This is a genomic window from Snodgrassella alvi (assembly GCF_002777745.1).
Classification (GTDB): domain Bacteria; phylum Pseudomonadota; class Gammaproteobacteria; order Burkholderiales; family Neisseriaceae; genus Snodgrassella; species Snodgrassella alvi_D.
The window spans coordinates 1-25,806 of the sequence record NZ_MEIO01000002.1 but is presented as its reverse complement, the minus strand read 5'-3'; the positions used below and the strand labels follow the sequence as shown (position 1 = coordinate 25,806).

At 45.3% G+C, this 25,806-nt stretch carries 24 protein-coding genes and 1 riboswitch; of the genes, 9 read left to right on the top strand and 15 right to left on the bottom strand.

Annotation, left to right across the window (positions count from 1 at the left end):
- The first annotated feature begins 27 nt into the window (after nt 1-27).
- The 3 genes from BHC51_RS13225 (at nt 28) to BHC51_RS12345 (ending at nt 3,834) form a co-directional block, all read left to right on the top strand.
- The gene (locus BHC51_RS13225) at nt 28-1,518 is read left to right on the top strand and encodes an NYN domain-containing protein (protein WP_100136091.1); all 1,491 of its coding nucleotides are present in this window, start codon (nt 28-30) and stop codon (nt 1,516-1,518) included.
- A gap of 47 nt (nt 1,519-1,565) precedes the next feature.
- Nucleotides 1,566-2,855, top strand: a complete 1,290-nt coding sequence (hisD, locus tag BHC51_RS00550) for a histidinol dehydrogenase (RefSeq protein WP_100123559.1) — start codon at nt 1,566-1,568, stop codon at nt 2,853-2,855.
- An 823-nt stretch (nt 2,856-3,678) separates the two neighbouring features.
- A complete protein-coding gene (locus BHC51_RS12345; RefSeq protein WP_143558127.1) occupies nt 3,679-3,834 on the top strand; it encodes a VOC family protein in 156 nt (51 codons plus the stop codon).
- Between the two features lie 408 nt (nt 3,835-4,242).
- On the opposite strand, the gene purB is transcribed toward BHC51_RS12345, so the two are convergent.
- The 5 genes from purB to queF all read right to left on the bottom strand — a co-directional run bounded on the left by purB (nt 4,243) and on the right by queF (nt 9,017).
- On the bottom strand, nt 4,243-5,613 hold the full coding sequence (gene purB / locus BHC51_RS00545) for an adenylosuccinate lyase (RefSeq protein ID WP_100123560.1): 1,371 nt from the start codon (nt 5,611-5,613) through the stop codon (nt 4,243-4,245).
- 67 nt (nt 5,614-5,680) lie between these two features.
- Nucleotides 5,681-6,493 (bottom strand): glycosyltransferase family 2 protein, encoded by an 813-nt coding sequence (locus BHC51_RS00540; protein ID WP_100099295.1) that lies wholly within the window; start codon nt 6,491-6,493, stop codon nt 5,681-5,683.
- 61 nt (nt 6,494-6,554) lie between these two features.
- Nucleotides 6,555-7,659 (bottom strand): peptide chain release factor 2 gene (prfB, locus tag BHC51_RS00535; RefSeq protein ID WP_100123561.1). Its coding sequence is split into 2 segments (ribosomal slippage): nt 6,555-7,577 and nt 7,579-7,659, totalling 1,104 coding nucleotides; the frame shifts between segments, so codons are not numbered across the junction.
- A gap of 125 nt (nt 7,660-7,784) precedes the next feature.
- Complete coding sequence (locus BHC51_RS00530; protein ID WP_100099293.1) at nt 7,785-8,444, bottom strand: 7-cyano-7-deazaguanine/7-aminomethyl-7-deazaguanine transporter; 660 nt, start codon at nt 8,442-8,444, stop codon at nt 7,785-7,787.
- Between the two features lie 102 nt (nt 8,445-8,546).
- The gene (queF, locus tag BHC51_RS00525) at nt 8,547-9,017 is read right to left on the bottom strand and encodes a preQ(1) synthase (RefSeq protein WP_100099292.1); all 471 of its coding nucleotides are present in this window, start codon (nt 9,015-9,017) and stop codon (nt 8,547-8,549) included.
- 6 nt (nt 9,018-9,023) lie between these two features.
- A riboswitch (PreQ1 riboswitch) is annotated at nt 9,024-9,068 on the bottom strand.
- A 269-nt stretch (nt 9,069-9,337) separates the two neighbouring features.
- On the opposite strand from queF, the gene aroG reads away from it, so the two are divergent.
- Complete coding sequence (aroG, locus tag BHC51_RS00520; RefSeq protein ID WP_100136088.1) at nt 9,338-10,393, top strand: 3-deoxy-7-phosphoheptulonate synthase AroG; 1,056 nt, start codon at nt 9,338-9,340, stop codon at nt 10,391-10,393.
- Nucleotides 10,394-10,484: 91 nt separating this feature from the next.
- On the opposite strand, the gene ftsX is transcribed toward aroG, so the two are convergent.
- Both ftsX and ftsE read right to left on the bottom strand, forming a co-directional pair.
- Entirely contained in the window at nt 10,485-11,402 is a 918-nt protein-coding gene (gene ftsX, locus BHC51_RS00515; RefSeq protein ID WP_373885674.1) for a permease-like cell division protein FtsX, read from the bottom strand.
- A complete protein-coding gene (ftsE, locus tag BHC51_RS00510; protein ID WP_100099289.1) occupies nt 11,393-12,046 on the bottom strand; it encodes a cell division ATP-binding protein FtsE in 654 nt (217 codons plus the stop codon). Before ftsE ends, ftsX begins: the two co-directional genes overlap by 10 nt.
- 144 nt (nt 12,047-12,190) lie before the next feature.
- On the opposite strand from ftsE, the gene grxC reads away from it, so the two are divergent.
- On the top strand, nt 12,191-12,448 hold the full coding sequence (gene grxC, locus BHC51_RS00505) for a glutaredoxin 3 (protein WP_100099288.1): 258 nt from the start codon (nt 12,191-12,193) through the stop codon (nt 12,446-12,448).
- Between the two features lie 85 nt (nt 12,449-12,533).
- Entirely contained in the window at nt 12,534-12,998 is a 465-nt protein-coding gene (secB, locus tag BHC51_RS00500) for a protein-export chaperone SecB (RefSeq protein WP_100099287.1), read from the top strand.
- Between the two features lie 89 nt (nt 12,999-13,087).
- Here secB and BHC51_RS00495 read toward each other — a convergent pair whose 3' ends face one another.
- Nucleotides 13,088-14,383 carry an MFS transporter gene (locus BHC51_RS00495; protein ID WP_100123566.1) on the bottom strand — a complete coding sequence of 432 codons (1,296 nt, stop codon included), beginning with the start codon at nt 14,381-14,383 and terminating at the stop codon, nt 13,088-13,090.
- Nucleotides 14,384-14,603: 220 nt separating this feature from the next.
- Here BHC51_RS00495 and BHC51_RS00490 point away from each other — a divergent pair, with 220 nt between their 5' ends.
- Nucleotides 14,604-15,623, top strand: a complete 1,020-nt coding sequence (locus BHC51_RS00490) for a sulfate ABC transporter substrate-binding protein (RefSeq protein WP_100153083.1) — start codon at nt 14,604-14,606, stop codon at nt 15,621-15,623.
- A gap of 95 nt (nt 15,624-15,718) precedes the next feature.
- Here the strand turns inward: BHC51_RS00490 and cysI are convergent, their stop codons facing one another.
- Entirely contained in the window at nt 15,719-17,488 is a 1,770-nt protein-coding gene (cysI, locus tag BHC51_RS00485) for an assimilatory sulfite reductase (NADPH) hemoprotein subunit (RefSeq protein ID WP_100153082.1), read from the bottom strand.
- A gap of 165 nt (nt 17,489-17,653) precedes the next feature.
- On the opposite strand from cysI, the gene BHC51_RS00480 reads away from it, so the two are divergent.
- Nucleotides 17,654-17,863, top strand: a complete 210-nt coding sequence (locus BHC51_RS00480; RefSeq protein ID WP_100099283.1) for a DUF1653 domain-containing protein — start codon at nt 17,654-17,656, stop codon at nt 17,861-17,863.
- A gap of 130 nt (nt 17,864-17,993) precedes the next feature.
- Here BHC51_RS00480 and mnmE read toward each other — a convergent pair whose 3' ends face one another.
- Entirely contained in the window at nt 17,994-19,370 is a 1,377-nt protein-coding gene (mnmE, locus tag BHC51_RS00475; RefSeq protein WP_100099282.1) for a tRNA uridine-5-carboxymethylaminomethyl(34) synthesis GTPase MnmE, read from the bottom strand.
- A gap of 75 nt (nt 19,371-19,445) precedes the next feature.
- Complete coding sequence (locus tag BHC51_RS00470; RefSeq protein WP_100099281.1) at nt 19,446-19,772, bottom strand: FKBP-type peptidyl-prolyl cis-trans isomerase; 327 nt, start codon at nt 19,770-19,772, stop codon at nt 19,446-19,448.
- A 103-nt stretch (nt 19,773-19,875) separates the two neighbouring features.
- On the opposite strand from BHC51_RS00470, the gene BHC51_RS00465 reads away from it, so the two are divergent.
- The gene (locus tag BHC51_RS00465; RefSeq protein WP_100099280.1) at nt 19,876-20,811 is read left to right on the top strand and encodes a D-2-hydroxyacid dehydrogenase; all 936 of its coding nucleotides are present in this window, start codon (nt 19,876-19,878) and stop codon (nt 20,809-20,811) included.
- Nucleotides 20,812-20,817: 6 nt separating this feature from the next.
- On the opposite strand, the gene BHC51_RS00460 is transcribed toward BHC51_RS00465, so the two are convergent.
- The 4 genes from BHC51_RS00460 to BHC51_RS00445 form a co-directional block, all read right to left on the bottom strand.
- Nucleotides 20,818-22,008, bottom strand: coding sequence for a DUF2827 domain-containing protein (locus tag BHC51_RS00460; RefSeq protein ID WP_100153081.1), 1,191 nt, complete (start codon nt 22,006-22,008; stop codon nt 20,818-20,820).
- A 76-nt stretch (nt 22,009-22,084) separates the two neighbouring features.
- On the bottom strand, nt 22,085-23,215 hold the full coding sequence (locus tag BHC51_RS00455) for a DUF2827 domain-containing protein (protein WP_100099278.1): 1,131 nt from the start codon (nt 23,213-23,215) through the stop codon (nt 22,085-22,087).
- Between the two features lie 3 nt (nt 23,216-23,218).
- The gene (locus BHC51_RS00450) at nt 23,219-24,364 is read right to left on the bottom strand and encodes a DUF2827 domain-containing protein (protein WP_100153080.1); all 1,146 of its coding nucleotides are present in this window, start codon (nt 24,362-24,364) and stop codon (nt 23,219-23,221) included.
- 98 nt (nt 24,365-24,462) lie between these two features.
- On the bottom strand, nt 24,463-25,806 hold a 1,344-nt coding region (locus BHC51_RS00445), incomplete at its 5' end, for a YadA family autotransporter adhesin (protein WP_100153079.1).

Below are 25,806 nucleotides of genomic sequence, written 5' to 3'. Positions count from 1 at the left end.
ATTTTTATCAAATAGGAACTCTTAAAAATGACTACAGAAAATTCGGCCAAACTGGCGGTACTTATTGATGCAGATAATACTTCTGCCACTACAGTTGAGTCTTTACTGGAAGAAATTGCGAAATATGGCATTGCCAGTGTTAAACGCATTTATGGCGACTGGAGCAGTGGTTTGTCCAGATGGAAAGATGCATTGTTACCACATGCGATTACTCCGGTACAGCAGTTTGCCTATACCAAGGGAAAAAATGCCACAGACATGGCTATGGTCATTGATGCGATGGACTTATTATACAGTAATACTTTTGATGGTTTCTGTATCGTATCCAGCGATAGTGATTTTACTCGTCTGGCTTCGCGTATCCGTGAGAATGGTCTGACCGTTTATGGTTTTGGACAAAAGAAAACGCCGGAATCATTCCGCAAAGCATGTGATAAATTTATCTATACTGAAAATTTACTCAGCCATACTACAGTAGAAATTGGTGAAGACAAAACTCAGGCACCAATTTTCCGCAATAAACGTAAAACTCCGGCCGAGCTGAAACAGGATACTGCACTGATAAATCTGTTCCGTAATGCGGTGAAAGAACATGCTGATGATGAAGGCTGGACATCACTGGGCGTGGTTGGACAATATATCAACAAGGTAAATTCTGATTTTGATGCGCGCAATTATGGCTATACCAAACTTTCTTATCTGATTAATGCCATCGATATTTTTGAAACCCAAATGCATGGTAATCATTTATGGCTGCGCCTGAAAAAACGTAATAATAATCTTGCACCCAAGTCAGAAAGCAAGCCTTATGCGCCAATTAATGAACAAGCCGCTTTCCAACAGAACAATGATGCACCGCTTGTAATCACCATTCCGGCAGTGGGCACATCAATGCCGGCAGAAAAGGTTAGCGTAACCATTGAACCAGAAGAGAAAAAGAAAGATAAAGAACCGGTACTGGTACAAATCGAAACTAAGGAACCGGAATTTACCAACCATGATAAACCTCGTGAAGACCAGGTTAAACGTGGCCGTGGACGTCCGCGCAAAATCGTATTTGAAACTGCAGTAACACCAGCCGAAAGCAGCCGTGGTCGCGGCCGCCCGTCTAAATCTACTTTCAATAATCGTTCAGCCAAGTCAGGCCGTTCCGGTGGTAACGAAACATCTAACCGGCATCACTGGAACCGTCTGGTGCCAATGGTGCAAAAAGCCATTGAACGAACCTGTGATATCGAAGGCTGGGCAACAGTTAGCTCAGTAGCCCGTGAGCTGGTAACCAGCGATGGTGGGTTCAATGCTAGGGATTATGGCTTTGATAGTGCCAATAATGCTATTGCTGCCATCAGCAGTGAGTGGGTAGATAGTCGCAAGGCCGGCCGTGGCTTGCGGGTACGGGTAGTTAAACCTTATGATGTTGAAGTAGACGGCAATACCATACCGGCACATGAGCTGGCAGCCAAATCCATAAAACCGGTTATTGATGAAGATGATGATAATTTTGGCAACAATTTTTAATTAATAATATTAGGTCGGGCAGCTCAGGCTGCCCGAAATACAAAGGCATGAAATATATCTCTACGCAGGACGCTGATTTTAAAACTCAGTTAACAGCATTACAGGCATTTGAAACTGCACAGGATCCACAGGTAGATGCAGCTGTAGCCACTATTTGTGCAGATGTACAGCAACGTGGTGATGCTGCTGTAATCGAATACACTAATCGCTTCGATCATACGCAGGCACAATCCATGGCTGAGCTGACTTTAAATCAGGCTGATCTGGCCACTGCATTTGCCCGCTTGCCGCCAGACGTACAGACGGCACTACAAACTGCGGCAAAACGGATTGAAAGCTATCACCAGCACCAGAAACAGCAGTCATGGCAATATGAGGATGAAAACGGTACGCTGCTGGGACAGCAGATTACTGCTTTAGATCGGGTAGGTATTTATGTTCCCGGTGGCAAGGCTGCTTATCCGAGCTCGGTAATGATGAATGCTATACCAGCACATGTGGCCGGTGTGACTGAAATTGTGATGGTTGTACCCATGCCTTACGGTGAGCGTAATGATATCGTTCTGGCCGCAGCCTATGTCGCTGGCGTGACACAGGTATTTACTATTGGTGGTGCACAAGCTGTAGCAGCACTGGCTTACGGTACGCAGAGTATTGCTCAGGTTGATAAGATTACTGGTCCGGGCAATGCCTATGTTGCCGCAGCTAAACGACGCGTATTTGGTGTAGTGGGTATCGATATGGTTGCCGGACCAAGTGAAATTCTGGTTATTGCCGACGGCACTACCCCAGCTAAATGGGTAGCGATGGATTTGTTCAGTCAGGCAGAACACGATGAAATTGCTCAGGCGATTCTAATTACTACCGATGCCGACTATGCGCACGAAGTAGAAGCACAGATGCAGGCACTATTGGCACAAATGCCGCGCAAAAAAATCATTGAAGCGTCACTGGCCAATCGTGGTGCTATTATTCAGGCACAGAACCTAGATGAAGCCTGTGAGATTGCCAATTATCTGGCACCAGAACATCTGGAATTGTCGGTAGCTAACCCACAAAACTGGGCATCGAAAATTCGCCATGCAGGTGCCATTTTTATGGGACAGTATACCAGTGAAAGTCTGGGTGATTACTGTGCCGGCCCTAATCACGTCTTGCCAACCAGCCGCACCGCCCGTTTTGCTTCTCCGCTGGGCGTATATGATTTTCAAAAGCGCAGTAGCCTGATTCAGGTTTCTGCTCAGGGAGCCAGAGAGTTAGGTCAGATTGCCAGTATTCTGGCACATGGTGAAGGACTGACAGCGCATGCCCGCGCAGCGGAATTACGTATGGAATAATTAGTTTAATTCCAATGCCAATGCTCTTAAAAAGCATTGGCGTTTTTATATCTACCGTTTGCGTAATTGTTTTATTCTGAATAAGCTAAGTAGCGCTATTGAGCAGTTATCAAATAAGTTGCTATATACATTGATCATTGGAATATAAATTTTCCTGATACTGACCGCAGCAGATACTGCTTACAATAAGTACGCTGCCAAGATATTTATGCCATAAAAATAAAATTACTTGGTTGTAAGTATTTTGAATACTCAATTATCAGCAGATAAATATCAAATAAAGCAATTGGATAGAATTACCGTTCTATATGACTATATAATTTTATTTTATCTGATATATTATCTTAGCGATAACGTATTTATGCCATATAAAAAGATAACCACTTTAATAATCCCTGCTACCCAATTGACTGTATCATTTCCAGTACCTCTGACATACAGCTTTCTATTTCGGCGTATCGATACCGACCCTGATCAAGTATTACATTTGCCCAAGCTGCACAGATTTTATTTCAGATAAAATTGTATAGCGCTTTTTATTGGCTGCTTTTTGCGCACAAACGTTAATTAATAATGGTTCTATGAATATTTAATGTCTCTTATTAATCGTTAAGCAGAATAATTATGTTACCTCACTCATAGATAAATTGATGGTTATGTGCCAGCTATACCAATTTTATCTGATGCAGGTTTGTTTATCTGACTACAACCAATAGGGCTGAGATTTTATTTCCACAGAATCTGTAGCATAAAAATTATATCAGACAGATCAGATTTATACAGAAGCTAAAATCCGCCATATTTCACGGTAAAGGAACAATTTATGCTGATTAATGCACGGGATCATCTGCTATTAACCATTAAAGATATTCAGACATCGTGTGCCTTTTATGCCAATATACTTGGCATGCAGATAAATACCTTCGCTGATAACCACACTGTGCTGCATTTTGGTCAGATGGAAATTAATTTTCACTAGCAGAAACATGAATTTAAACTAAGATTTGCCCCTCTACTCCAGATTCTGCCGATTTATAGTTCATTATAGAGGGGAATAAATACTGGATCAGGTAATGGCAATATTGTATTAACACAAGATTCCACTTGAGCTAACACCAGCCACTAAAACTGGTACTTGTGACAAATTACTTCCACTCCCATTCGGGATCCAGATAATAACCCGATTAAGATGGCAAATTATCCACATAAATAATAAGAACCAAAGAATTTCTGCCAAGTTATCCACAGTCAGATAAAATTTCTGCTATTAAAAATGAGGCAGTATTTTTAAACTATGCGATTATTTTAGCGGTGAATGGTATGCTCATTCTGATTGACATAAACAATAATGGTGCGCCACTGCCCACCATTATTGTTTGAAAAAGATTTAAATCCGTTCAGCCAGCTCCTGAGCCTTACCTACATATAATGCTGGTGTCAGTGCCAGTAACTGTGCTTTAGCTGCATCTGGAATAGCCAGCTGATTAATAAAGGCCTGTAAACTTTCTGGTGTAATGCCATGTTTACCACGAGTAAGCTCTTTGAGCTGTTCATATGGATTGGCTACCCCATAGCGGCGCATAACTGTCTGAATCGGTTCAGCCAGTAATTCCCATGTAGCATTTAAGTCTGCGGCAAATGCGGCTGGATTGATTTCCAGCTTGTTCAGACCACGCAAATGGGCACTTAGCCCCAGTATGGTATAGCCAAAGCCCACGCCCATGTTTCGTAATACAGTACTGTCGGTTAAATCACGCTGCCAACGTGAAACGGGCAGTTTTTCGGCCAGAAAACCCAGAATGGCATTAGCCATCCCCAGATTACCTTCTGAATTTTCAAAATCAATTGGATTGACTTTGTGCGGCATGGTAGACGAACCTACTTCACCGGCCTTCACTTTCTGCTTAAAGTAACCAATAGAGATATAGCCCCAGATATCACGATTAAAATCAATCAGAATAGTGTTTATGCGGCTGATAGTCTGGAAAAACTCAGCCATATAATCATGTGGTTCAATCTGAATGGTATAAGGATTGAAAGTCAGTCCCAGATTATATTCGACAAAGCGGCGGCAATGGCCTTCCCAGTCTATCTCAGGATAAGCCACCAAATGAGCGTTATAATTACCTACAGCACCATTAATTTTACCCAGAAACTGCTGTTGCTGTATGGCCTGAATCTGGCGCTGTATTCGTGCCACTACATTGGCAATCTCCTTGCCAAGAGTACTGGGGGTGGCCGGCTGCCCATGAGTACGGCACATCATTGGTAAAGCTGCATGGGTATGCGCCAGATTACGCAAGACGCTTACCAGTTCATTAAGCTTGGGCAGTAATACTTCGTCCCGTGCCTGTTTCAACATCAGGGCATGTGACAGATTGTTGATATCTTCACTGGTACAGGAGAAATGAATGAATTCACTGACAGCCAGTACTTCCGGCACATTGGCAAAGCGCTGTTTCAGCCAGTATTCAATGGCTTTAACATCATGATTGGTAGTGGCCTCAATAGCTTTAACAGCCTGAGCATCTTCAAGAGAAAAATCGGCAATAACGCGGTCAATCTCGGCAATGGTAGCAGCACTGAATGGTGGTACTTCACTGATTCCGGCTTCGGCTGCCAGTGCCTTAAGCCAGCCTAGTTCTACCTGCACACGCGCATGCATTAAACCATATTCGGAGAAAATCGGCCGCAGGTCAGCCACAGCCGGCGCATAGCGCCCATCCAGAGGTGACAGGGCAGATAACGGATTTATCATGTTTCTTCTACTTCCAGAGTTATAAAAAGACAAAATTCAGTTAACCATTGCACATAGGGTGAAGTGGTTAATCCGTGAAAAGCTGTAACGCTTGCTTACCCGGATTGGGGTAATCCAATATCTGCTGCAAATCCTGCAAGCGTTGTACAATGGTTTGAGTAACAGCATTTGCCTGTTGCAATGCTGCTTCACTACAATCGGGGCGAGCATGCCCAAACAGCATATCATCAAGCAGTTTACGTACATGCATGTTGTCATGGCCATAAAAATCGACACCGATATCAGCCATACCGGCTTTATCAAAGAGTGTAGCCACCATACAGCTTTCTACAGTGGCCAGACCCAGGGCTCCATCTTCACCGCCCAGACGTCGAAACAGTGAATCAGCAGGAAAACCACCACAGGCCAGAAAATAGGCGCGGTTAAAAACGGTATTGGTGGCTGTAATCATTTCAAAAGTACGCCAGACCAATGCAAATTGCGCATGCTGGCGATAATGTTCCGGAATATTGTGCCCGCTTACCGGTAAACGCAGCAAACCAACTTGCGGGCGAAAGCGAAATACCGCACTGGCTGCCTGAAGCGCATGAGGCTGATAGGCATCATCAGCATCCAGAAAAGCAATATGGCTGCTGGCAGAAAGCAATGCTGCCCAGTTACGTGCCAGTGCTTGCCCGCGGTTAGTTGCCAGAAATTCTGCCCTAATCTGCTGTGGATAACGCTGCTGCCATTGCCGAATCTGGCTGGCAGTACTATCGGTAGAGGCATCATCAACTAGCCACAGGCAACCCAGCTCAGGCTGCACCAGTACACTTTCAATTGCCCGTGCCAGTGTATTTTCTGCGTTATAGCAGGGAATGATGACATCAATGCAATCCATGCAAGGTACCTTAAAAAATTAAGGCTGCCCAGATACAGCAGGCAGCCTTATGACCTTTTACTTAAACACCTTGTTTCAGGCTAGCTTCTATGAAGCCATCAAGGTCACCATCCATAACCGCCTTGATATTGCCAACTTCGTAGCCAGTACGTAAATCCTTGATTCTAGATGAATCAAATACATAAGAACGAATCTGGTGTCCCCAGCCCACATCATCCTTGCTGGCTTCGAGATTCTGTTTTTCTTCATTGCGGCGACGCATTTCCAGCTCAAACAGTTTTGCTTTCAACATATTCATCGCCTCTTCACGATTGCGATGCTGCGAACGGTCATTCTGGCACTGCACCACAATACCGGTAGGTTCATGAGTAATGCGTACAGCTGAATCAGTTTTGTTAATATGCTGTCCGCCGGCACCAGATGCACGGTATGTATCTACGCGTAAATCCGCCGGATTGATTTCAATTTCAAAACTGTCGTCCACCTCGGGATACACAAATACTGAAGCAAACGAAGTATGCCGTTTGTTATTGGAATCAAAAGGTGAATAGCGTACCAGACGATGGATACCTGTTTCGGTACGCAGCAATCCATAGGCGTATTCACCATCCAGCTTGATGGTAGCCCGGTTAACCCCGGCAATTTCACCCTCGTCTTCTTCGAGGATTTCTACCTTAAAGCCTTTGCGTTCGCCATAGCGCACATACATGCGCAATAACATGCCAGCCCAGTCTTCTGCTTCTGTACCACCGGCACCGGCAACAATATCAATAAAGCAGTTGTTGACATCGGCCGGCTGATTAAACATGCGTTTAAATTCCAGCTGTGCCACTTCTTCCTGCAAGGCAGTAATATCTGCCCGTACCGCAGCAAAGGCGTCGGTATCATTTTCCTCTACGGCCATTTGCAGCAGCAGGCGATTATCTTCGATACCGCTATGCAAGTGATCCAATGTTAATACAATCCCTTCGAGCACCTTGCGCTCTTTGCCCACTTCCTGCGCTTTTTTCGGATCGTTCCACAATTCTGGATCTTCTGACAAGCCAATTACTTCTTCCAGACGGTCTTTTTTGCCAGCGTAGTCAAAGATACCTCCGTAAATCATGACTACGGGATGCCATATCATCCAGAATATTGTTTAACTGATTAATCTGCTCCGCTTCCATGATGTTCTCTTAGTCAGGTATTTGAAAATAGGCGCGTATTATAACAGAAGCTGTCATGGCAATCAGGCCGCTTTTACACGGCCTGATTGACAGCAAATCGTAATTTGAGCTAATTCACAGAAATTTTATCCGTTTATGGTACGCCGGCTTAACGCTGTCAGCCGATATAATAAATAACGTAACACAATCCCATAAGTAGGCAGAAAGAAAAGCGCAGCTACGCTGATTTTGAAAGCATAGTCAGTCAGGGATATCTGTAACCAGTTGGCAGCCATAAATGCATCCGGCGAATGATAAAACGCCACAGCAAAAAACAGTAATGTATCGACAGCACCGCCCAGAATAGCAGAAGCACTGGGCGCCAGCCACCAGCGCTGACATTGGCGCAGCCGGTTGAATACCAAAATATCCATCAACTGGCCGACAACATAAGCTGTAAAACTGGCCAGTGCAATCCGTGCTACGAATAAATCAAAATGGCTTAATGCTGCCCAGCCCATCCAGTGCCCATCCTGAAACAATACGGAAATGGCATAGGAAAACAGTAATGAAGGCAGCATTACCCAGAAAATAATCCGTCTGGCCAAGCCGGAACCAAAGATCCGTACGGTTAAATCGGTCGTGAGAAAAATAAACGGAAAGGTAAAAGCTCCCCAGGTATTGTGTAAGCCGAACAAGGTAAAGGGAAACTGTACCAGATAATTACTGGCCACAATCACCAGCATGTGCCAGAAAGTCAGCCAGCGCAATGCTTTATAGCGCTGCGCTGCGGAAAATTCATACATATTTGTTCCTATCAATCAACCAGCCATCATCGCATCAGGCATGCACAAACCATGCCAATGTACTGAAGATGGCAAAATGTATAACCGTGCAATGTGCAAATGTTATTTCACCTGAAACTGGAGTAGACGTTGTGCTGCCATATCGCTGTAGCGCGTATCCGCCTCACCATAATTGGCATACGGATGGATTGCAATACCACCACGAGGGGTAAATTCACCATATACTTCAATATACTTTGGCTGCATCAAAGCAATCAGGTCTTTCATGATAATATTGACACAATCTTCATGAAAATCACCATGATTGCGAAAGCTGAACAAATACAGTTTTAGAGATTTACTTTCCACCATACGCAAACGCGGCAAATAATTGATATAAATGGTGGCAAAGTCTGGCTGGCCGGTTTTCGGACACAGACTGGTAAATTCAGGACAGATAAATTTAACGAAATAATCGTTATCAGGATGTTGGTTGTCAAAGGCTTCGAGCAGCTCAGGGGCATAATCACTACGGTATTCTGTATGCTGATTACCCAGCAAGCTTACTGTGCCCAGATCATTTTGTGCACGCATATAATTGATTTCCTAGTTTTTTAATGTGGGAGGTTTACGAACCACAGAGTAGGCAATTATACCGAGAATTTACTTGGAATTAAAATCACACTTGCAATACTTTAATCAAAGTACAAAGGCAATAAAATGGTTATTTTTAATATATTATTCCGAGAATATGAACTGATCAGGCATAAATTTTAATTATCTGCTATTTTAATTAATATTAAAGCAATAATATAGTTATGCGAAAGTTTAATCCTTGCTTTTTAAGCACATTCATTATAGCCTGATAAGTAAATCATTAAAATTTAGAACAATAGAATTAAACAGGAATTATTATGAATCAGGTAGTATCCCGCCCGATAGATGACGTTAGAATTAAAGAAATTAAAGAACTATTGCCACCCATTGCCCATTTATATGAATTACCTATCACTGAACAAGCTTCTGAATTAGTACACAATACACGCAACGCCATTGCTGCTCTGGTTCATGGTCTCGATAAGCGTTTACTGGTGATTATTGGCCCTTGTTCCATCCATGATCCAGCAGCCGCATTGGAATATGCACAACGACTTAAGGTATTACGTGAGAAATACGCCAGAGAGTTACTGGTTGTAATGCGGGTTTATTTTGAAAAACCACGCACTACTGTCGGCTGGAAAGGATTTATCAATGATCCTCATATTGATGGTTCCTACGATATTAACTACGGTTTGCGTCTGGCTCGCAAGCTGTTGCTGGAGCTGAATAATATGGGCATGCCAGCAGCCACAGAATTTCTGGATATGATTACTCCGCAATATTTTGCTGACCTGATTTCCTGGGGAGCAATTGGTGCCCGTACTACCGAAAGTCAGGTACACCGCGAGCTGGCTTCCGGTCTGAGCTGTCCGGTAGGTTTTAAAAACGGTACCGATGGCAATCTGAAAATTGCCATAGACGCCATTGGCGCTTCCAGCCATCCGCATCACTTTCTTTCAGTTACCAAGGCAGGACACTCGGCAATTGTGCGCACCAGTGGTAACCCAGACTGCCATATCATCCTGCGCGGCGGTAAAGAACCCAATTACAGTCATGAGCATGTGCAGGCAGCAGTAAATGAACTGAATAAACATCAGGTAACACCCAATCTGATGATTGATTGCAGCCATGCCAACAGTTGCAAGGATTACCGCCGACAAATGGAAGTGGCACAAGATATTGCCGCCCAAATTCAGGCCGGTGAACAGCACATTATGGGGGTAATGGTAGAAAGCAACCTTATAGCAGGACGGCAGGACAACCCGGACAATTATGGACAGAGTATTACAGATGCCTGCATTGGTTGGGACGAAACAGAAGCCATGCTGGAATTACTGGCACAGGCAGCACAAGCACGTCAGCAAAAATAATCCAGTATCAGTACCGGATAGTTTGTAAAAGCGATTTTTTGCTGGTACCACCCTGCTCAAAAATATCCCCCGTATACAGCGGGGGTATTTTTTACCGTTCGGCTTTAAAACTAAGCAAGTGCTGGCGGGTGGCCAGCCATGCACCCAGCATACCTAGTCCACAGACTACCAGCAAAATAGCGAGTATTTCCCCGAGATTGAAAAAACGCCAGACAATATGCACTCCGTATGGCTGCAAAATGGTGCTAAGTAATGGCTGGGTCTGGTAATTGAGCCAGTAACACAACCCAATACTGATGGCCGCAGCCAGCAGGCTTTGCCAGATAGCCAGATAAAGGAATGGCCGCCGGATAAAAGATGCCGGTGCACCTAACAGCTTAGTAATTTCGATTTCTTCACGGTGACTGAGAATCTGCAAACGAATAGTGTTATAGGCCACCAGAGCAAACGCCAGCCCCAGTGTAATAGCCAGAAACCACAGCAACTGATGGATAAACTGATTAATCTGATACAGAGTTTGCATCCATTCAGCATCCATTTTCACACTTTCCACCATTGGTAGTTGTGCCAGATTTGTCTGTAAGCCAGCCAGTTCCTCAGGCGTATCCACTTGGGGGGTAACAGTAAATGCATCCGGTAAAGGATTGCTGTCAAGCATTGAAACCAGATCCTGATTGCCCATACTGCGCTGTAACTCCTCCAGTCCCTGCTGTTTGCTCACAAACACCACTTTTTCCAGTTGCTTATTACTGCGCAATGCTTGTTCAACAGTCTGATTATCGCTGGCTTTGGCATCAATCTGCATATACAGAGTCATGGTTGGCACCTCATTCATCTGTCCCAATAACTGCTGCCCACTCTGCACCCCGAGATACAAAGCCAAAGGTAACGTCATGGCAATCGCCAGCATCAGTAAAATCAACAAAGTTGCAACTGGCTGACGCAGCAACTGGCGCAGCGCTTTACAACCAGCTTCTTTATGCAGTGAAATCAGTTGCTTCATGCGTATAACCTACCTTCCTGCAAGCGGATGATACGGTGTCCATAGTCAGCCATTAATGTTTCATCATGTGCGGCTACCATGACCGTGGTGCCGGCCTCATGAAACGTTTTAAACAACTCCATGATATCCAGTGCATAAGCTCTGTCCAGATTAGCAGATGGTTCATCAGCAATCAGCAAACCGGGCTGGTGTACAATTGCACGAGCAATACACAATCGCTGTTGCTCACCACCGGACAGAGTAATCGGGTCAGCCAGCTCACGCCCACCCAGTCCAACTTTCTCAATAGCCACCCGTGCCCTGCGCTCTGCCTGCCTGCGCTCATAACCGATAATACGCAACGGTAGCATCACATTTTGCAACACATTGCGGTCAAACAGTAATTTATGATCCTGAAATACGATACCGATATGCTGACGCAAATAGCCCAACTGATTGTCATTTAAGCGCCCTAAATCCTGATTATTCAGCCACACCTTGCCCTTAGTTGGTTTAACAATACCGCTAATCAGTTTAAGAATGGTTGACTTGCCAGCACCAGAATGGCCGGCAATAAAAATCATCTCACCTTTGTTGATAGAGAAACTGAGATTTTTCAGTGCAGTAAAACCGCCCGGATATATTTTTGATACCTGCTCAAAACGAATCATCTGTATATGTCCGTTTGTTATATGGATATTGGTCAATTATACCGCAGCATACTGCCAAAGAAAGCCTGCACCTGTTCAGTATCGCCAGTTCGCGGTATGCTATCCTATTCTAATCAGTATCTGTACGCAAACAAGGAAACTGCAATGCAACCGATTACCATGTATACCACTGGTGTATGCCCTTATTGCCAGATGGCCAAAGCATTACTCAAACAAAAAGGCGTAGCCGATATTAATGAAATCCGCATTGATACCGACCCACAAGTCCGTGAACAGATGATGCAGCGCACTGGTCGTCGTACTGTACCGCAGATTTATATTGGTGAAGTTCACGTTGGCGGCTTTGATGATTTGAATGCTTTGAACCAAGCAGGTAAACTAGACGCACTGCTGGCAGGCTAAGCACGTAATATCTCTTTTCTCCCTCATCTGGCGCAGCTGGATGAATCTGCAACATTAACTTTTATCCCTTTGTTGAAAGAAAAGCATGAGCACAAAAGAAGAAGCACAAGAACAAACTACACAACAACCGGTATTCAGCATTGAAAAAATTTACCTGAAAGATTTGTCACTGGAAGTACCGCATGCACCACAAATCTTTTTGGAAAATGGCGAACCACAAATCGAAATGCGCGTAACTTCTGCTGCTGAAAAGCTGGAGGAAGAATTTTATAACGTAACTGTTACCGTGACCGTGACCGCCAAAATGACCGACGACCGTGTTCTGTTCCTGAACGAAGTGGCACAAAGCGGTATTTTCCGCATTGCAAATATTCCTGAAAATGATGTGGAACTGCTACTGGCTGTGGCCGCACCGAACATTCTGTTCCCATATGCCCGTGAGACTGTATCCAGTACCATTACCCGCTCTGGCTTCCCGCCAGTAATGCTGGCTCCGATCAACTTCGAGGCCATGTATCAGGCTCAACAGGCAAATGCAGGCAATGCCTGATTGCTGATAAAAAAAGCTGCTTTATCCACAGGTGCCTGCCGCACTAGGATAAAGCAGCTTTTTTACGGCTACCATTGATGACTAGCGCATCAGCGCTGGTAACGGTACTGAAATACACAGGCAGTCAGCAAGCCTAGTATACATAAAGGCAGAATATAATACATGGCACCAATCGGACTAAAACTGCTTAACCATTGCACCAGCGGCAGCGTTAAAGCACCAACAACCGCGTAAGCTACATTGTAGGAAAAAGAAATACCTGTAAAGCGGATAGCTGGCGGAAACATCCGAATCATGGCCGCAGAAATAATACCGGCCACACCCGTAGCCAGCCCCAGTAGCATATACAGGGCAAAAATCATACCCTCACTATAATGCCCCAGTGCCGGATAAAATAACACCGCCATCAAACCAGTAAACGCAATTCCACCAATCAGCATGCGCCCCGTACCCAGACGGTCAGCAAGCAGACCATACAAAACACAACCCAACATCTGCATCACAATAGCTGTACTCTGCATTTCAAATGCCTGAGTACTGGAAAAACCAAAGCTGCCCGTCAATAACTGCGGCATAGCCAGCAGAATTACCACAACACAGCCAGTCAGAAACCAAGTGAGCAGCATACCGACGACAACAGCAGTTTTATGTTTTTTAATCAGAACTTTAACTGGCATTTCCGTTACCAGCTCCTTGCGTTGCTGCATTGCTTTAAAAACTGGTGTTTCATGCAGATAACTGCGTAAATACAAAGTCAGCAAGCCAAACAAACCGCCCAGAATAAAAGGAATACGCCAAGCGCCCTCCAGAATCTCTTCACTACTGAAATTTTTCGCCATCACCAGCGCAATCAGCGAGCCTAGTAAAATTCCCAGCGACAAACCAGCCGTGAGAAAGCCATTAGCCATACCCACATGCTTTTCAGGCACATGCTCAGATACAAAAGTCCAAGCTGCTGGAATTTCACCACCAATTGCCACCCCCTGAATCATGCGCAATATCAACAGCAACACTGGCGCAGCATAGCCAATAGTAGCAAAAGTAGGCATCAGCCCCAGAAACAGAGTTGGTAATGCCATCATCATAATAGACAATGCAAATAAACGTTTCCGCCCGAGCAAGTCACCAAAATGAGCCATCACAATACCGCCCAGCGGGCGGAACAGATAGCCAGCAGCAAAAATACCATAGGTATTGAGCATTGCCCAGAACGGGTTTAACCCAGCAGGAAAAAACAGTTCAGACAATACTTTGGCATAAAAAACATAAATTACAAAATCATAAAACTCCAGCGCACCACCAAAGGATGACAGCATCAAGGTACGCACATCTTCCCGTGTTAACAGCTTTCTATCGGCTGCAACCTCTGCATTCTGGCTCTTCATGTAACTTTCTCAATCAAACAGATTAAAATCAAAAGCGGTTTATAACAGCCTCAGCTGACTTTTTCAAATTCAAATCCACAGTAATCAATCAGACCAGCATTCAGGCACCCAGCCAAACCACCACCTTGTTTTTAGTTATAAAGAAACAAAAAAACAGTATTTCCGTCCCCATACCAGCATTGCTACATTAAAACATCTGTCTACAAACAAAAATTCTGGCATGAACATATATCAGCACTATGGCCTGTTAGGGGCAATATTAATAGGCTTAACAGCATGTAATAGCAATAACAACAGCGAAACAACCCTGCTCAACGCATCCTACGATGCCACTCGCGAGCTATACCAGCACTACAATACTGATTTTCAGCACTACTGGTATCAGCAAACTGGTCAGAAAATTCACATCCGCCAGTCTAATGGTGGTTCCGGCAAGCAGGCCATTGCCGTACAGAATGGCCTGAAAGCAGATGTCGTGACACTGGCACTGGCTGGAGACATCAATGCCCTAAACCGTGGCAAAAAAGCACTACTGCCACCAAACTGGCAACAACGTTTACCTCATAACAGCACTCCCTATACATCTACTATCGTCTTTCTGGTGCGTAAGGGTAATCCTAAACATATTCACGACTGGGGCGACCTGATACAGAACAATGTCCAGATTATCACACCCAACCCAAAAACATCCGGCGGGGCACGCTGGAATTTTTTAGCTGCGTGGGCATGGGCCAAACACCAGCCAAACGGCAACGATGCCAGTGCTGAAGCATTTTTACGCGCCCTGCTTCAGCACGTACCCATGATGGATACCGGAGCGCGCGCCGCCACCATTACATTCACCCACCGTCAGCTAGGCGATGTATTACTGGCATGGGAAAATGAAGCCAGACTAGCGCACAAACAGGCACCGGACGAATTTGAAATTATCACCCCGTCCCTGTCCATTCTGTGCGAGCCACCAGTAGCAGTAGTTGACAGCAATGTAACCATCCCGGACAAGCGCAGGCTAGCTATCGCCTATCTGCAACATCTATATAGCGACAGCGCACAGCGACTAATTGCGCAAAGCTTTTTCCGACCGGTTAATCCCAAAATCATGGCAGAATACCGCCACCAGTTTCCTAGCCTGCAACTGGTTACCATTGATAAAGAATTTGGCGGCTGGACAGCAGCACAACAACGTTTCTTTAGCGATGGCGGCATATTTGACCAGATTTATGCCAGCCCGAAACCATAAACCAAAAGCATAAATATTAAAAATAGCCTGATCCTGCCATCAGGTATTCAGACCATTTACCCCGAATACAGCAACGTATTTACCAGACTGATTTCTCACATAACTACCTTGCCCACATCCCAGAAATCCACCGCTGCATCCACTACCGGCCTGACAATACCAACGCGGATAGCAAAATCGCCAAAACCTTCACCCGCATTACGTTCCTGTGCCCAGCGGGCAATCCACTCCTGCAAGATAACCAGCACCTCATCAACCGTAATATTCTCACGGAACAAGCGCGGAATACGCGTACCAGCACGATTACCACCAACATACAGATTGTAGCGACCAATTGCCTTACCAATCAGCCCAATCTCGGCCAGTAAGGCACGGCCACAATTATTTGGGCAACCTGTAACGCGCAGGATAATATGCTCCTGTGCCAGACCATATTGCGCCATCAGCGCATCAACCTGGTCGATAAAGCCAGACAAAAAGCGTTCAGATTCAGCCATCGCCAGCGGGCAGGTCGGAAAAGCAACACAAGCCATACTGTTTTTGCGCTGCTCTGAAATATCATCATCAATCAGCCTGAATTCACGCGCAATCCGTTCAATTTCATCTTTATTTTCAGGCAACACACCGGCAACAATTACATTCTGATTAGCAGTCAGCCGGAAATCACCCTTATGAACTTTGGCCAGCTCACGCATACCGGTTTTCAGCGGCCGATCCGGATAGTCGAGCAAACGGCCATTTTCAATAAATAAAGTCAGATGCCAGCACCCGTCTTCACCGTATACCCAGCCGATACGGTCGCCGCGCTCAGTTAATTCATAGGGGCGGCTGGCCGCGAATTTAAAACCCTGTCGCCGCTCAACTTCCTCCTTAAACACCTCCACCCCCACACGCTGCAACGTATAACGTGTGCGCGCATTCTTGCGATCACTGCGGTTGCCCCAGTCCCGCTGTGTTGTTACCACCGCTTCAGCACAACGCACTACCTGCTCCACCGGAATAAAACCAAAATCCTTGGCTGTATTAGGAAAAGTATGCTGATTACCGTGATCGATAGACAAACCACCACCTACCAGCACATTAAAGCCAACCAGCTTACCTGCTTCACCAATGGCTACAAAATTCAAATCATTGGCGTGCAAATCCACATCATTCAGTGGCGGAATAACCAGCGCCGTTTTGAATTTGCGTGGTAAATAAGTTTTGCCATTAATCGGTTCCACCGCATCACCACTGACACCTTCAGACAAAGGCGCAGCCAGTTCCGAACTGAGTACCTTCTCCCCATCCAGCCAGATATCAGCATAAGCATGTGTCCGCGGCAATAAATGTTCAGAAATCCTGCATGCCCATTCGTAGGCTTCCCGATGCAGGCTGCTTTCAACTGGATTATTGGTACACAAAACATTACGATTAATATCACCGGCCGTAGCAATTGAATCTAGTCCTAACTGATGCAACCACTGATGCATTGGCTTAATATCGTGTTTCAGCACCCCGTGAAACTGGAATGTCTGGCGCGTAGTCAGACGAATACTGCCATACAGCGTATGTGTCGTAGCAAATTCATCAATTCCCAGCCATTGTTGCGGCGTAATAATCCCGCCGGGCAGACGACAGCGCATCATCACATTTTTCAGTGGTTCCAGTCTGGCTGCCTGCCGCTGTGCACGAACATCACGGTCATCCTGCTCATACATACCATGAAAACGAATCAACTGGAAATCATCACCATTAAACCCACCAGTAATTCCATCATGTAGATCCGCAGCAATCTCACCATACAGATAATTACTTTCACCTTTCAGCCGCTCATTATCTGACAATGGCGCATCAGGCATTCTGGCACGTGGGTCATTATTCATATTCAGTATTCCTTAATATGGCATCTTGTTATAATTCATTCAAAACATTGTATAATTAAACAGCAAGCAGCCAAAAGAATACCGAGTTGTAATCAAAGAGATTTTAGTTATATCACCCAGCAGCCAGAACACACCGGCTGCATCTAAACCAGCACAGGAACATACATGCAACGTGGCATCTACCAACATTACAAAGGCAAACTGTATCAGGTTACCGGAACAGCACGCCATAGCGAAACCGAAGAAGAACTGGTTATCTACCAGTGTCTGTATGGTGATTATTCAACCTGGGTACGCCCAAAAAGCATGTTTATCGAGACCATAACCATCAATGGTCAGACCCTGCCAAGATTTGCTCTCTTACAAGCGCTTTAACCGTAGCTGTCATACCTATCCTATTTATCATCACAACAGCAATTCAGCCACATCCAGAACAAAAAAGCACTAACTACCCTTCACAACAGTAGTTAGTGCTGCCAACAGACTAATATCTTCTGCTAAAAACTTATTTACCAATACAAAACCGGCTAAAAATCACCCCCAGCAAATCATCGGCACTGAATTCACCGGTAATTTCATTTAATGCATTTTGAGCCAGACGCAAATGTTCCGCCAACAGCTCAATCTGATTATCCTGACATAAACTGGCATTCAGCAACTCCTGCTGAGCGTGCTCAAGAGCCTGAATATGGCGTGTTCGTGCCAGAAACAGGCCTTCACTTTCTCCCTGCCAGCCCACTTGCTGCAACAGCGCCCGACGCAGTAAATCCAGACCGACACCCGTTCTGGCAGACAGAGCAATCACCTGTTCCGCATCCGTAAATGCCTGTAGCTGGCCGGTTTCACGTGAAACACTCGCAGCATCTTCACCTGTTAAATCAATCTTATTATGCACTTCAATCTTGTGTAAACCTGCCGGTAACTGCGCCAGAATCGCCGCTGTGGTGGCATTTATACCTTCACGCTGGTCAACCAGCACCAGTGCTACATCCGCCTGTTGTACCGCCTGCTGACTGCGTTCAATACCGATACGCTCAACCACATCCTCAGTTTCACGCAAACCAGCCGTATCAATAATATGTACCGGTACACCATCCAGCGTAATCTGCTCCCTGACCGTATCCCGCGTTGTACCAGCAATATCAGTGACAATCGCCACATCATCACCTGCCAGCGCATTGAGCAGGCTCGATTTACCCACATTGGGCGCCCCTACCAGCACCACATTCATGCCTTCACGTAACAATGCGCCCTGTTGTGCATGCAGCAGCACCTTGTCCAACTGGCTGCGCAACTGCGCCAGCTTACCGCTGGCATCCGCTGCCTGAAGAAAATCAATGTCCTCCTCTGGAAAATCCAGCGTTGCTTCCACCAGCATGCGCAAAGTAATCAGCTCATCTACCAGTCGGTGAATTTCCTGCGAAAATGCCCCTTTCAGGCTGCGCACCGCCATGCGTGCTGCAGACTGGCTGGAAGCATCAATCAAATCAGCCACACTTTCAGCCTGTGCCAGATCCAGTTTGTTATTTAGAAAAGCACGTTTGGTAAACTCTCCCGGTTCAGCCAGCCGGGCGCCCAGTTGCAGGCAGCGTTGCAATAACATCTGCAACACTACCGGCCCGCCATGCCCCTGTAACTCAACCACATCCTCACCAGTAAAGCTGGCCGGTGCCGCAAAATACAGCAGCAAACCATTATCAATAACAGCACCCTGTTCATCAACAAAATCGGTATACATCACCCTGCGTGGTACAGGCGTTTTGCCACCACTTAATTTTTGCGCCAGAGACAGTAGATTTTTACCGGACAAACGCACTACCCCCACTCCACCACGCCCGGGCGCAGTTGCAATCGCAGCAATAGTCGGATTATTCTCCATCATCAAAACCCCAGCTTATCAAAACAGTTCAGGCAGCCTGAAACAGCTGCCTGAACAAAATCTGTATACAACTGCAACTCAATCATCAACCTGCAATAATTCCACATCAAAAATCAGCGTAGCATCAGGCGGAATCACCCCTTCAACACCACGGCGACCATAAGCCATATGTGGCGGAATAGTCAGTTTACGTTTACCGCCCTCTTTCATGCCATCAAAACCTTTATCCCAGCCAGCAATCACTATACCAGCGCCCAGAGTAAATGTGAGCGGCTGCTGACGGGTAACACTGGAATCAAACACCGTACCGTCTTCCAGCATACCAGTATAATGCACCGTGATTTCCTTTCCCTTTACAGCGTCCTTACCAGTACCCTGCTGCAAATCTTCAATCACCAGATCCATACTTATTCATCCTTGGCTAATAAAATAGCGTACACTGTAACACAGACACTCAACCCATGCATGTTCTAGGTCGCAGCAATCTTTTTATTTATCAGGAGAAAACATGAATATCAGCGAAATTGTTTTTCTGGATCGTGCCACCCTGCCCGAGTTCCCGTTCAACTTCCAGTTTCCCCATCATATCACCAGCTACAGCCATAGCAGTCCAGATGAAGTTGCCGCTCGAATCGCTCATGCCAATATTGTCGTATCCAACAAAGTACGCATTGATGCCGATGCCATCAGCAACAGTCCGCAACTGCAACTAATTGCCGTACCGGCTACCGGTCTGGATCATATTGATCAGCAAGCGGCACAAGAACACAACGTAGGTATACGCAATGTCCGTGGCTATGGCAACGATACTGTTGCCGAACATGCAATGATGCTTATTCTGGCATTAATGCGTCATTTACCGGCTTATCAGCGCGATATAGCGGCCGGATTATGGCAAAACAGCCCTTTTTTCTGCCACTTCGGTGCTCCCATCCGTGATCTGAACGGCAAAACACTGGGTATTTTCGGGAAAGGCGGCATCGGACAGGCACTGGCAGCACGAGCTCAGGCTTTCGGAATGCATATTCTCTGGGGTGAACACAAAAATGCCACTAGCTGCCGTAATGGCTACACACCATTTACCCAGCTCATACAGCAAGCCGACGTCATATCCCTGCATTGTCCCCTGAATGAGCAAACACGTAATCTGATTGATGAAGCAGAATTAAAAATGATGAAACCACAGACTGTACTGATTAATGTAGGACGCGGTGGTCTGGTAGCGGAAGAGGCATTAGTAGCCGCATTGAAATACGGACAGTTAGGCGGAGCAGGTGTAGATGTACTAAGCGAAGAACCGCCCGTACATGGTAATCCATTACTGCGTGCTCACCTGCCTAACCTGATTATTACCCCGCATATGGCATGGGGCAGCGAAGAAGCCATACAGCGTATCTGTACCATCCTAGAGGACAATATTAACACTTATATGTGTAAAAAATAAAAGTAATTAGCGCAATGGTCTGGCCATTACTTCTGTCAGCAATGCAGAATAACTGGCCACCAGATCAGTATTATCTGGCAGGAAGCGGGCGATCAGTTTACGTTGGTTATACAGATACTGAGCTGAATGACATGCATGATCGTTCATCACAGCAGATAACTGCTTGGCACCCGCTTGCACATCATTGCCAGCATAATAATAGCCTAGATCTGAAACCATCTCTGCATTATGAATTAAAGGATAGCCCTGCCAGCATACTTCCAGATAGAAATAATTAAGCGGATTTTCCCATTGATGTGAAATCACCGCATCGGTATTGGCTGCCAAAAATGTTGGTGTATCATAACGACCCAGAAATACAGACTTGCGATTTCTCACAATATCCAGCTTATTCATTAAAGCAATGAATTCCATTGATTTCTGCGCCATCGGTAAGGTATTGCAAACCTGTAGGATATTAATGGCTTCAGGATTATTCCGATACACTAGTTCTGCAATCAGAATCGGGTACAGGCAGAATTTTACTACATCAATATTCGGTTCCATAACCGACAAACGCCAACCCTTATTACCAGAATCCGGCGCCTGCCATGAGCCCTGAAATGGTATAGCAGCCGTTTTCTGATTCAAGAATATCGGACTCCATACAAACGGCACCACACGTGCTTCATGACGGCGAAATACTTCAAAATACGCCCGGCTGCAATTAGCAACCTGCGGAATCATCCAGATATCATCATAACGTTGATTAATGAACAGATTAGCCCCACCCATATTACGCGAAAACAAAACCGCTTCCATCATATGGATATATTCAAAACCACAGCAATAAGAAATCAGACGCACGCCTCTATTCTTGATATAGGCCGTCTGCTCAGCACTAATCTGTCCACCTAGCTCAATCAGTACATCAACCTGATCTTTTGCCTCAGAAAAACTTTTAGTTGGCCATACCTGCAAATCCCAAGGTAAGCTTGATGTAATCGGTACACCCGTTGTATTTACCAACACCACAGAATCTACATTCGGGCAATTTTTCAGCGCATCAGCAAGAAAAACAGCATTCTGTTTAATGCCATTATTCCACAGCGTTTCTTCAGGATGGCTCAGACCGATAGTAATCCCAATACACAAACGTGCTGGCGTAGCGTCCTGATCATGGCTGGAAATTAAATTCGAAGTACTAGATAAGCTCATAATTTCAATAGAGAATATTTTATTTCTGGCAGGTTTATGTACATAAATATCAAAGAGATAGCAAAATCAGTGCAATCTAAGCTTTAAACAGCGATGCAAGTGCCTCAGTATAACAGCGGACGTTGCTTTCCGCTTCAGGATACAGAGTTGCCAGAAAGGCATTTGCCTGCTCACGATAACTGGCAAGATTCTCATCATGCATCTTATATGCATCCACCAGTTTCTGCCCACCTTCTTCACAGTCAAAATCATGATAGCGATAGCCACAATCACCAATCAGGTGTGAATTATGAATCAGCGGATAGCCACCATACAAAGCTTCATAATAAATATAATTCTGCGCGTTTTCCCAATGATGACAAACAATCGCCTCACAATAACGCGAAACTACCTGCCATATAGGATAACGACCTTCAAACGAAATCAAACCATGCCGAGCAATATCCAGACTCTGAGCAAACAGACTGAAAGTTTTCTGCTCTCTCAGATTCATAGTATTACACGCGTAAATATGTTCAATAAAATCCGGATTCAGCCGATGTGCGCTTTCACATACCAGCATAGGCATATAACTGGTTTTCACCATACACATATTGGGCTCAAACATACCAACACGCCAGCGTCTGCGCCCCGGCCGGTACTCAAACCGCTCACCTTCAGACAATTTTTCACATGCGCGCTCCAGAATAACCGGACTCCATAAATGCGGCATAATCCGCACCGGAGCACGAAATGCACTTGAGAAGTATGGCATACAGGTTTTTTCGTATTCAGGTAATGTCCATACTTCATCATATGGCGCCCCCGTAATCAGCAAAGCAGATGGCTTATTGAACAGCATACGTTCAATATCAATCACATAATCATTGCCCACCCGCATACTGACTACTTTACCACCTCTGGCCTTGAAATTTATCATCCATTCCTTAGCCAACTGGGCGCTCATCTCAATCATCACATCGAGCTCATTCATGGCACTGGCCATATCAATCACCGGCACAGGCGAATCCCGCAGGAAATTCATTGCATCCTGCATATCGCCATCACCGGAACCAGCCACCAGCACCACATTACCAACAATCGGTGATTTCTGTAATAACATCGCCAGAAACAGGCAATTCTGAAAAATGCCATTTTCCCACAGCGACTGTGCTCCTTTACGCACATAAATCGAAACACCTACACGAAGCGAAGACACAGACGGCATGAATTAACCTCTTAATAATTCCGGACGATCAGCACACAGATTAGATAACAGTTGCGTATGGGCAGCAATATTGGCTTCAGCCAAAGGAGAAATGGCCTTAAACAAAGCCTGCGCAGCCTGACGCTGGCTATCCAGATTTTCCTCATGATGCTGCCAGGCAAGAATCAATTGCCTGCCTGCCTCTGGTGCATCAAAGTCCGGATAATAATAACCAGCGCCAAACTCTTTTAGCCACGGAGAATTGTGAATCAGCGGATAATCACCATATAGCGTATCCATATACAGATAATTCTGGTCATTACACCATTGATGTGAAACCACAGCATTCGCATGCTGCGCCATAAAACCAGCTATATCATGGCGGCCATAAAAGCAGGCTTTATGCTCCTTAACCAGATTCAGCGAATTGGCCAGATACAGCATCGTCAAATGATCTTTCATATGCAGCGTATTGAGCACATGCATCATCCCTACTGACTGCGGCTGCTGGCGATAAGCTTCATCACAGGCCAGCATCGGAATAGATGAAGTTTTGACAACTGAAATATTAGGCTCAAAAATAGCTACATTCAAAGGTGTTTTAATACCATCATGCAAATTGCCACGCCAGCCAAAACGGAAGCCAAGTGCACTGATTTCCTGTGTGCGCTTGGATACAAACATCGGATCCCACAGATAGGGCGTAACATGCACCGGGCGGCGATACATCGTACGCAGCATCGGAATATAAGCCTTATCTTTGGGTAACAGCCATACCTCATCAGAACGGTCTACCGGCGAAAAATTGGTAGGTTTTTCAAATATATTATATTCCACCAGTCCCACATAAGGCTGGCCAACACAATAAAACACCACCTTTTTGCCACGAGCCCGCTGTAAGGCCAGCCATTGCGGATTCAATGCCCCCGCCAGCTCAATAATAACATCGAAAGCATCACTAGCTTCCTGCTCTGACATTAAACGCAAATCAAACAGATTTAAATCAATCTGCTCAGCCATACTCGGCTGCCCACCCACATTAATCAGATCAACTGATTTAACAAATGGGATAGCCTTCAGACTTAGAGCTAAAAATATAATATTCTGCCCCATACCATTTTCCCAGATATTCTGGTTAGCATGGGTGATAACAGAAATACCGATGCGCATATTAATCCGTATTCTTAGTAAAAATACTACTACTGATAAACAAATAAAACTTCTGGGCTTCATAAAGGAAGACCAGAAGTTTACTCAGCTAAGATTTTTTACCACTTAAAGCCGATTGCAGAGTTAACAGCTGCTTCTTTACCAGTAGTGGAAACACCTGCACCCCACGTAATTTTACCGTTTTTACTTGCTGCCTTATAGTTTACACCTATGGCACCATAACTACGGTATGTACCTACACCGATACCAACAGCCTGTCCGCCAGAGCTCAGGGACGGCAGATAGGCACCAGACAATGCCATTGCCATTGCAGTACCAGAATAGGCACGGCGCTCAACATGGTGAAGATTGTCATTTAACTGATTAACATATTCATTTACTTTGCTAATCTGATTACTAACACCTTTAAGCTGAGCCACATTCACCGCATCCGTATCCTCCGTACCCGCAGCGACGCCGGTTATCTGACGATATTGTCCATCTTCTGTATTTCCTACCGATACCGCTCCATACTCTTTACTTCTCGTTGCTTCAATTGCGCTAACCAGCCTGTCGTTGCCTTTCGCTTCCGGTGGTATATACACTTCTCCAACTCCACGGCCGCCAGCCCTGTTTGCTACTGATCCGGCACCCAGAGCCACACCTCCGTCCTGCGTTACTTTCGCCTCTTTACCCAGCGCTACACTATTACTTTCCGGCGCACTCGCTGAATCACCTATCGCAATTGCCGAGGTACCTTGAGCCACCGCATTTCCGCCTATTGCTATCGAATCCTCACCTTTAGCTTGTGATGCTTGCTTGCTGCTGTTGATCTTCGCATACATCGATGCACCATTATTTTGTATGTTTTCCAGCGCAGCACGTACATTATGTACTACTGTCCTTTCTCCGTTAGGAGCATAAATTTCGTAGTCAGGCGCAGGAATAATACCAGAAGAAGGTAAATTTGTACCTATCGCTTCTGCTACGGGACGAAGCTGGTTGGCTACGCTTGTACTAATTGATGCTGACAGATTATTCAAAGCGTCCTGGGAAATATTGCCTCCTGTAGGCAGATTATTTACCGTTGTAGACAGACTATTCAGATCATTTCTCACTTCCCACAATTGGTGGTTGTTGACGGCATCGGTGGAATTCTCTCTAACACGACCGGCTGCTACATTGGTAATGCGCTGAGCAGTGCCATTATGGGTGGCATCATAGGCTGTACCATTCCATTGCAATGTATTTTCTTGCAGATTACCAATATCATTATTAATTTGAGCTATTGGTGTATCTTGTACCATACTGCTTATCGAAGATAAGCCTGTTGAAGCAGATGAAGACAAACTGAGCAGATCGTCTTTCACTATTCTTAATTGTCCGCCATTTACTGCTTCATGCGAATCCGGCTCAAGTGAACCATCTGCCAGATTCACAATCTTGCCATAAGAAGGAGCACG

Bases quoted from the DNA above. Each gene is read 5' to 3' on its own strand.
- BHC51_RS13225 (WP_100136091.1), top strand. From the start codon at position 28: ATGACTACAGAAAATTCGGCCAAACTGGCGGTACTTATTGATGCAGAT.
- hisD (WP_100123559.1), top strand. From the start codon at position 1,566: ATGAAATATATCTCTACGCAGGACGCTGATTTTAAAACTCAGTTAACA.
- BHC51_RS12345 (WP_143558127.1), top strand. From the start codon at position 3,679: ATGCTGATTAATGCACGGGATCATCTGCTATTAACCATTAAAGATATT.
- purB (WP_100123560.1), bottom strand. From the start codon at position 5,613: ATGATAAATCCGTTATCTGCCCTGTCACCTCTGGATGGGCGCTATGCG.
- BHC51_RS00540 (WP_100099295.1), bottom strand. From the start codon at position 6,493: ATGGATTGCATTGATGTCATCATTCCCTGCTATAACGCAGAAAATACA.
- BHC51_RS00530 (WP_100099293.1), bottom strand. From the start codon at position 8,444: ATGTATGAATTTTCCGCAGCGCAGCGCTATAAAGCATTGCGCTGGCTG.
- queF (WP_100099292.1), bottom strand. From the start codon at position 9,017: ATGCGTGCACAAAATGATCTGGGCACAGTAAGCTTGCTGGGTAATCAG.
- aroG (WP_100136088.1), top strand. From the start codon at position 9,338: ATGAATCAGGTAGTATCCCGCCCGATAGATGACGTTAGAATTAAAGAA.
- ftsE (WP_100099289.1), bottom strand. From the start codon at position 12,046: ATGATTCGTTTTGAGCAGGTATCAAAAATATATCCGGGCGGTTTTACT.
- grxC (WP_100099288.1), top strand. From the start codon at position 12,191: ATGCAACCGATTACCATGTATACCACTGGTGTATGCCCTTATTGCCAG.
- secB (WP_100099287.1), top strand. From the start codon at position 12,534: ATGAGCACAAAAGAAGAAGCACAAGAACAAACTACACAACAACCGGTA.
- BHC51_RS00495 (WP_100123566.1), bottom strand. From the start codon at position 14,383: ATGAAGAGCCAGAATGCAGAGGTTGCAGCCGATAGAAAGCTGTTAACA.
- BHC51_RS00490 (WP_100153083.1), top strand. From the start codon at position 14,604: ATGAACATATATCAGCACTATGGCCTGTTAGGGGCAATATTAATAGGC.
- cysI (WP_100153082.1), bottom strand. From the start codon at position 17,488: ATGAATAATGACCCACGTGCCAGAATGCCTGATGCGCCATTGTCAGAT.
- BHC51_RS00480 (WP_100099283.1), top strand. From the start codon at position 17,654: ATGCAACGTGGCATCTACCAACATTACAAAGGCAAACTGTATCAGGTT.
- mnmE (WP_100099282.1), bottom strand. From the start codon at position 19,370: ATGATGGAGAATAATCCGACTATTGCTGCGATTGCAACTGCGCCCGGG.
- BHC51_RS00470 (WP_100099281.1), bottom strand. From the start codon at position 19,772: ATGGATCTGGTGATTGAAGATTTGCAGCAGGGTACTGGTAAGGACGCT.
- BHC51_RS00465 (WP_100099280.1), top strand. From the start codon at position 19,876: ATGAATATCAGCGAAATTGTTTTTCTGGATCGTGCCACCCTGCCCGAG.
- BHC51_RS00460 (WP_100153081.1), bottom strand. From the start codon at position 22,008: ATGAGCTTATCTAGTACTTCGAATTTAATTTCCAGCCATGATCAGGAC.
- BHC51_RS00455 (WP_100099278.1), bottom strand. From the start codon at position 23,215: ATGCCGTCTGTGTCTTCGCTTCGTGTAGGTGTTTCGATTTATGTGCGT.
- BHC51_RS00450 (WP_100153080.1), bottom strand. From the start codon at position 24,364: ATGCGCATCGGTATTTCTGTTATCACCCATGCTAACCAGAATATCTGG.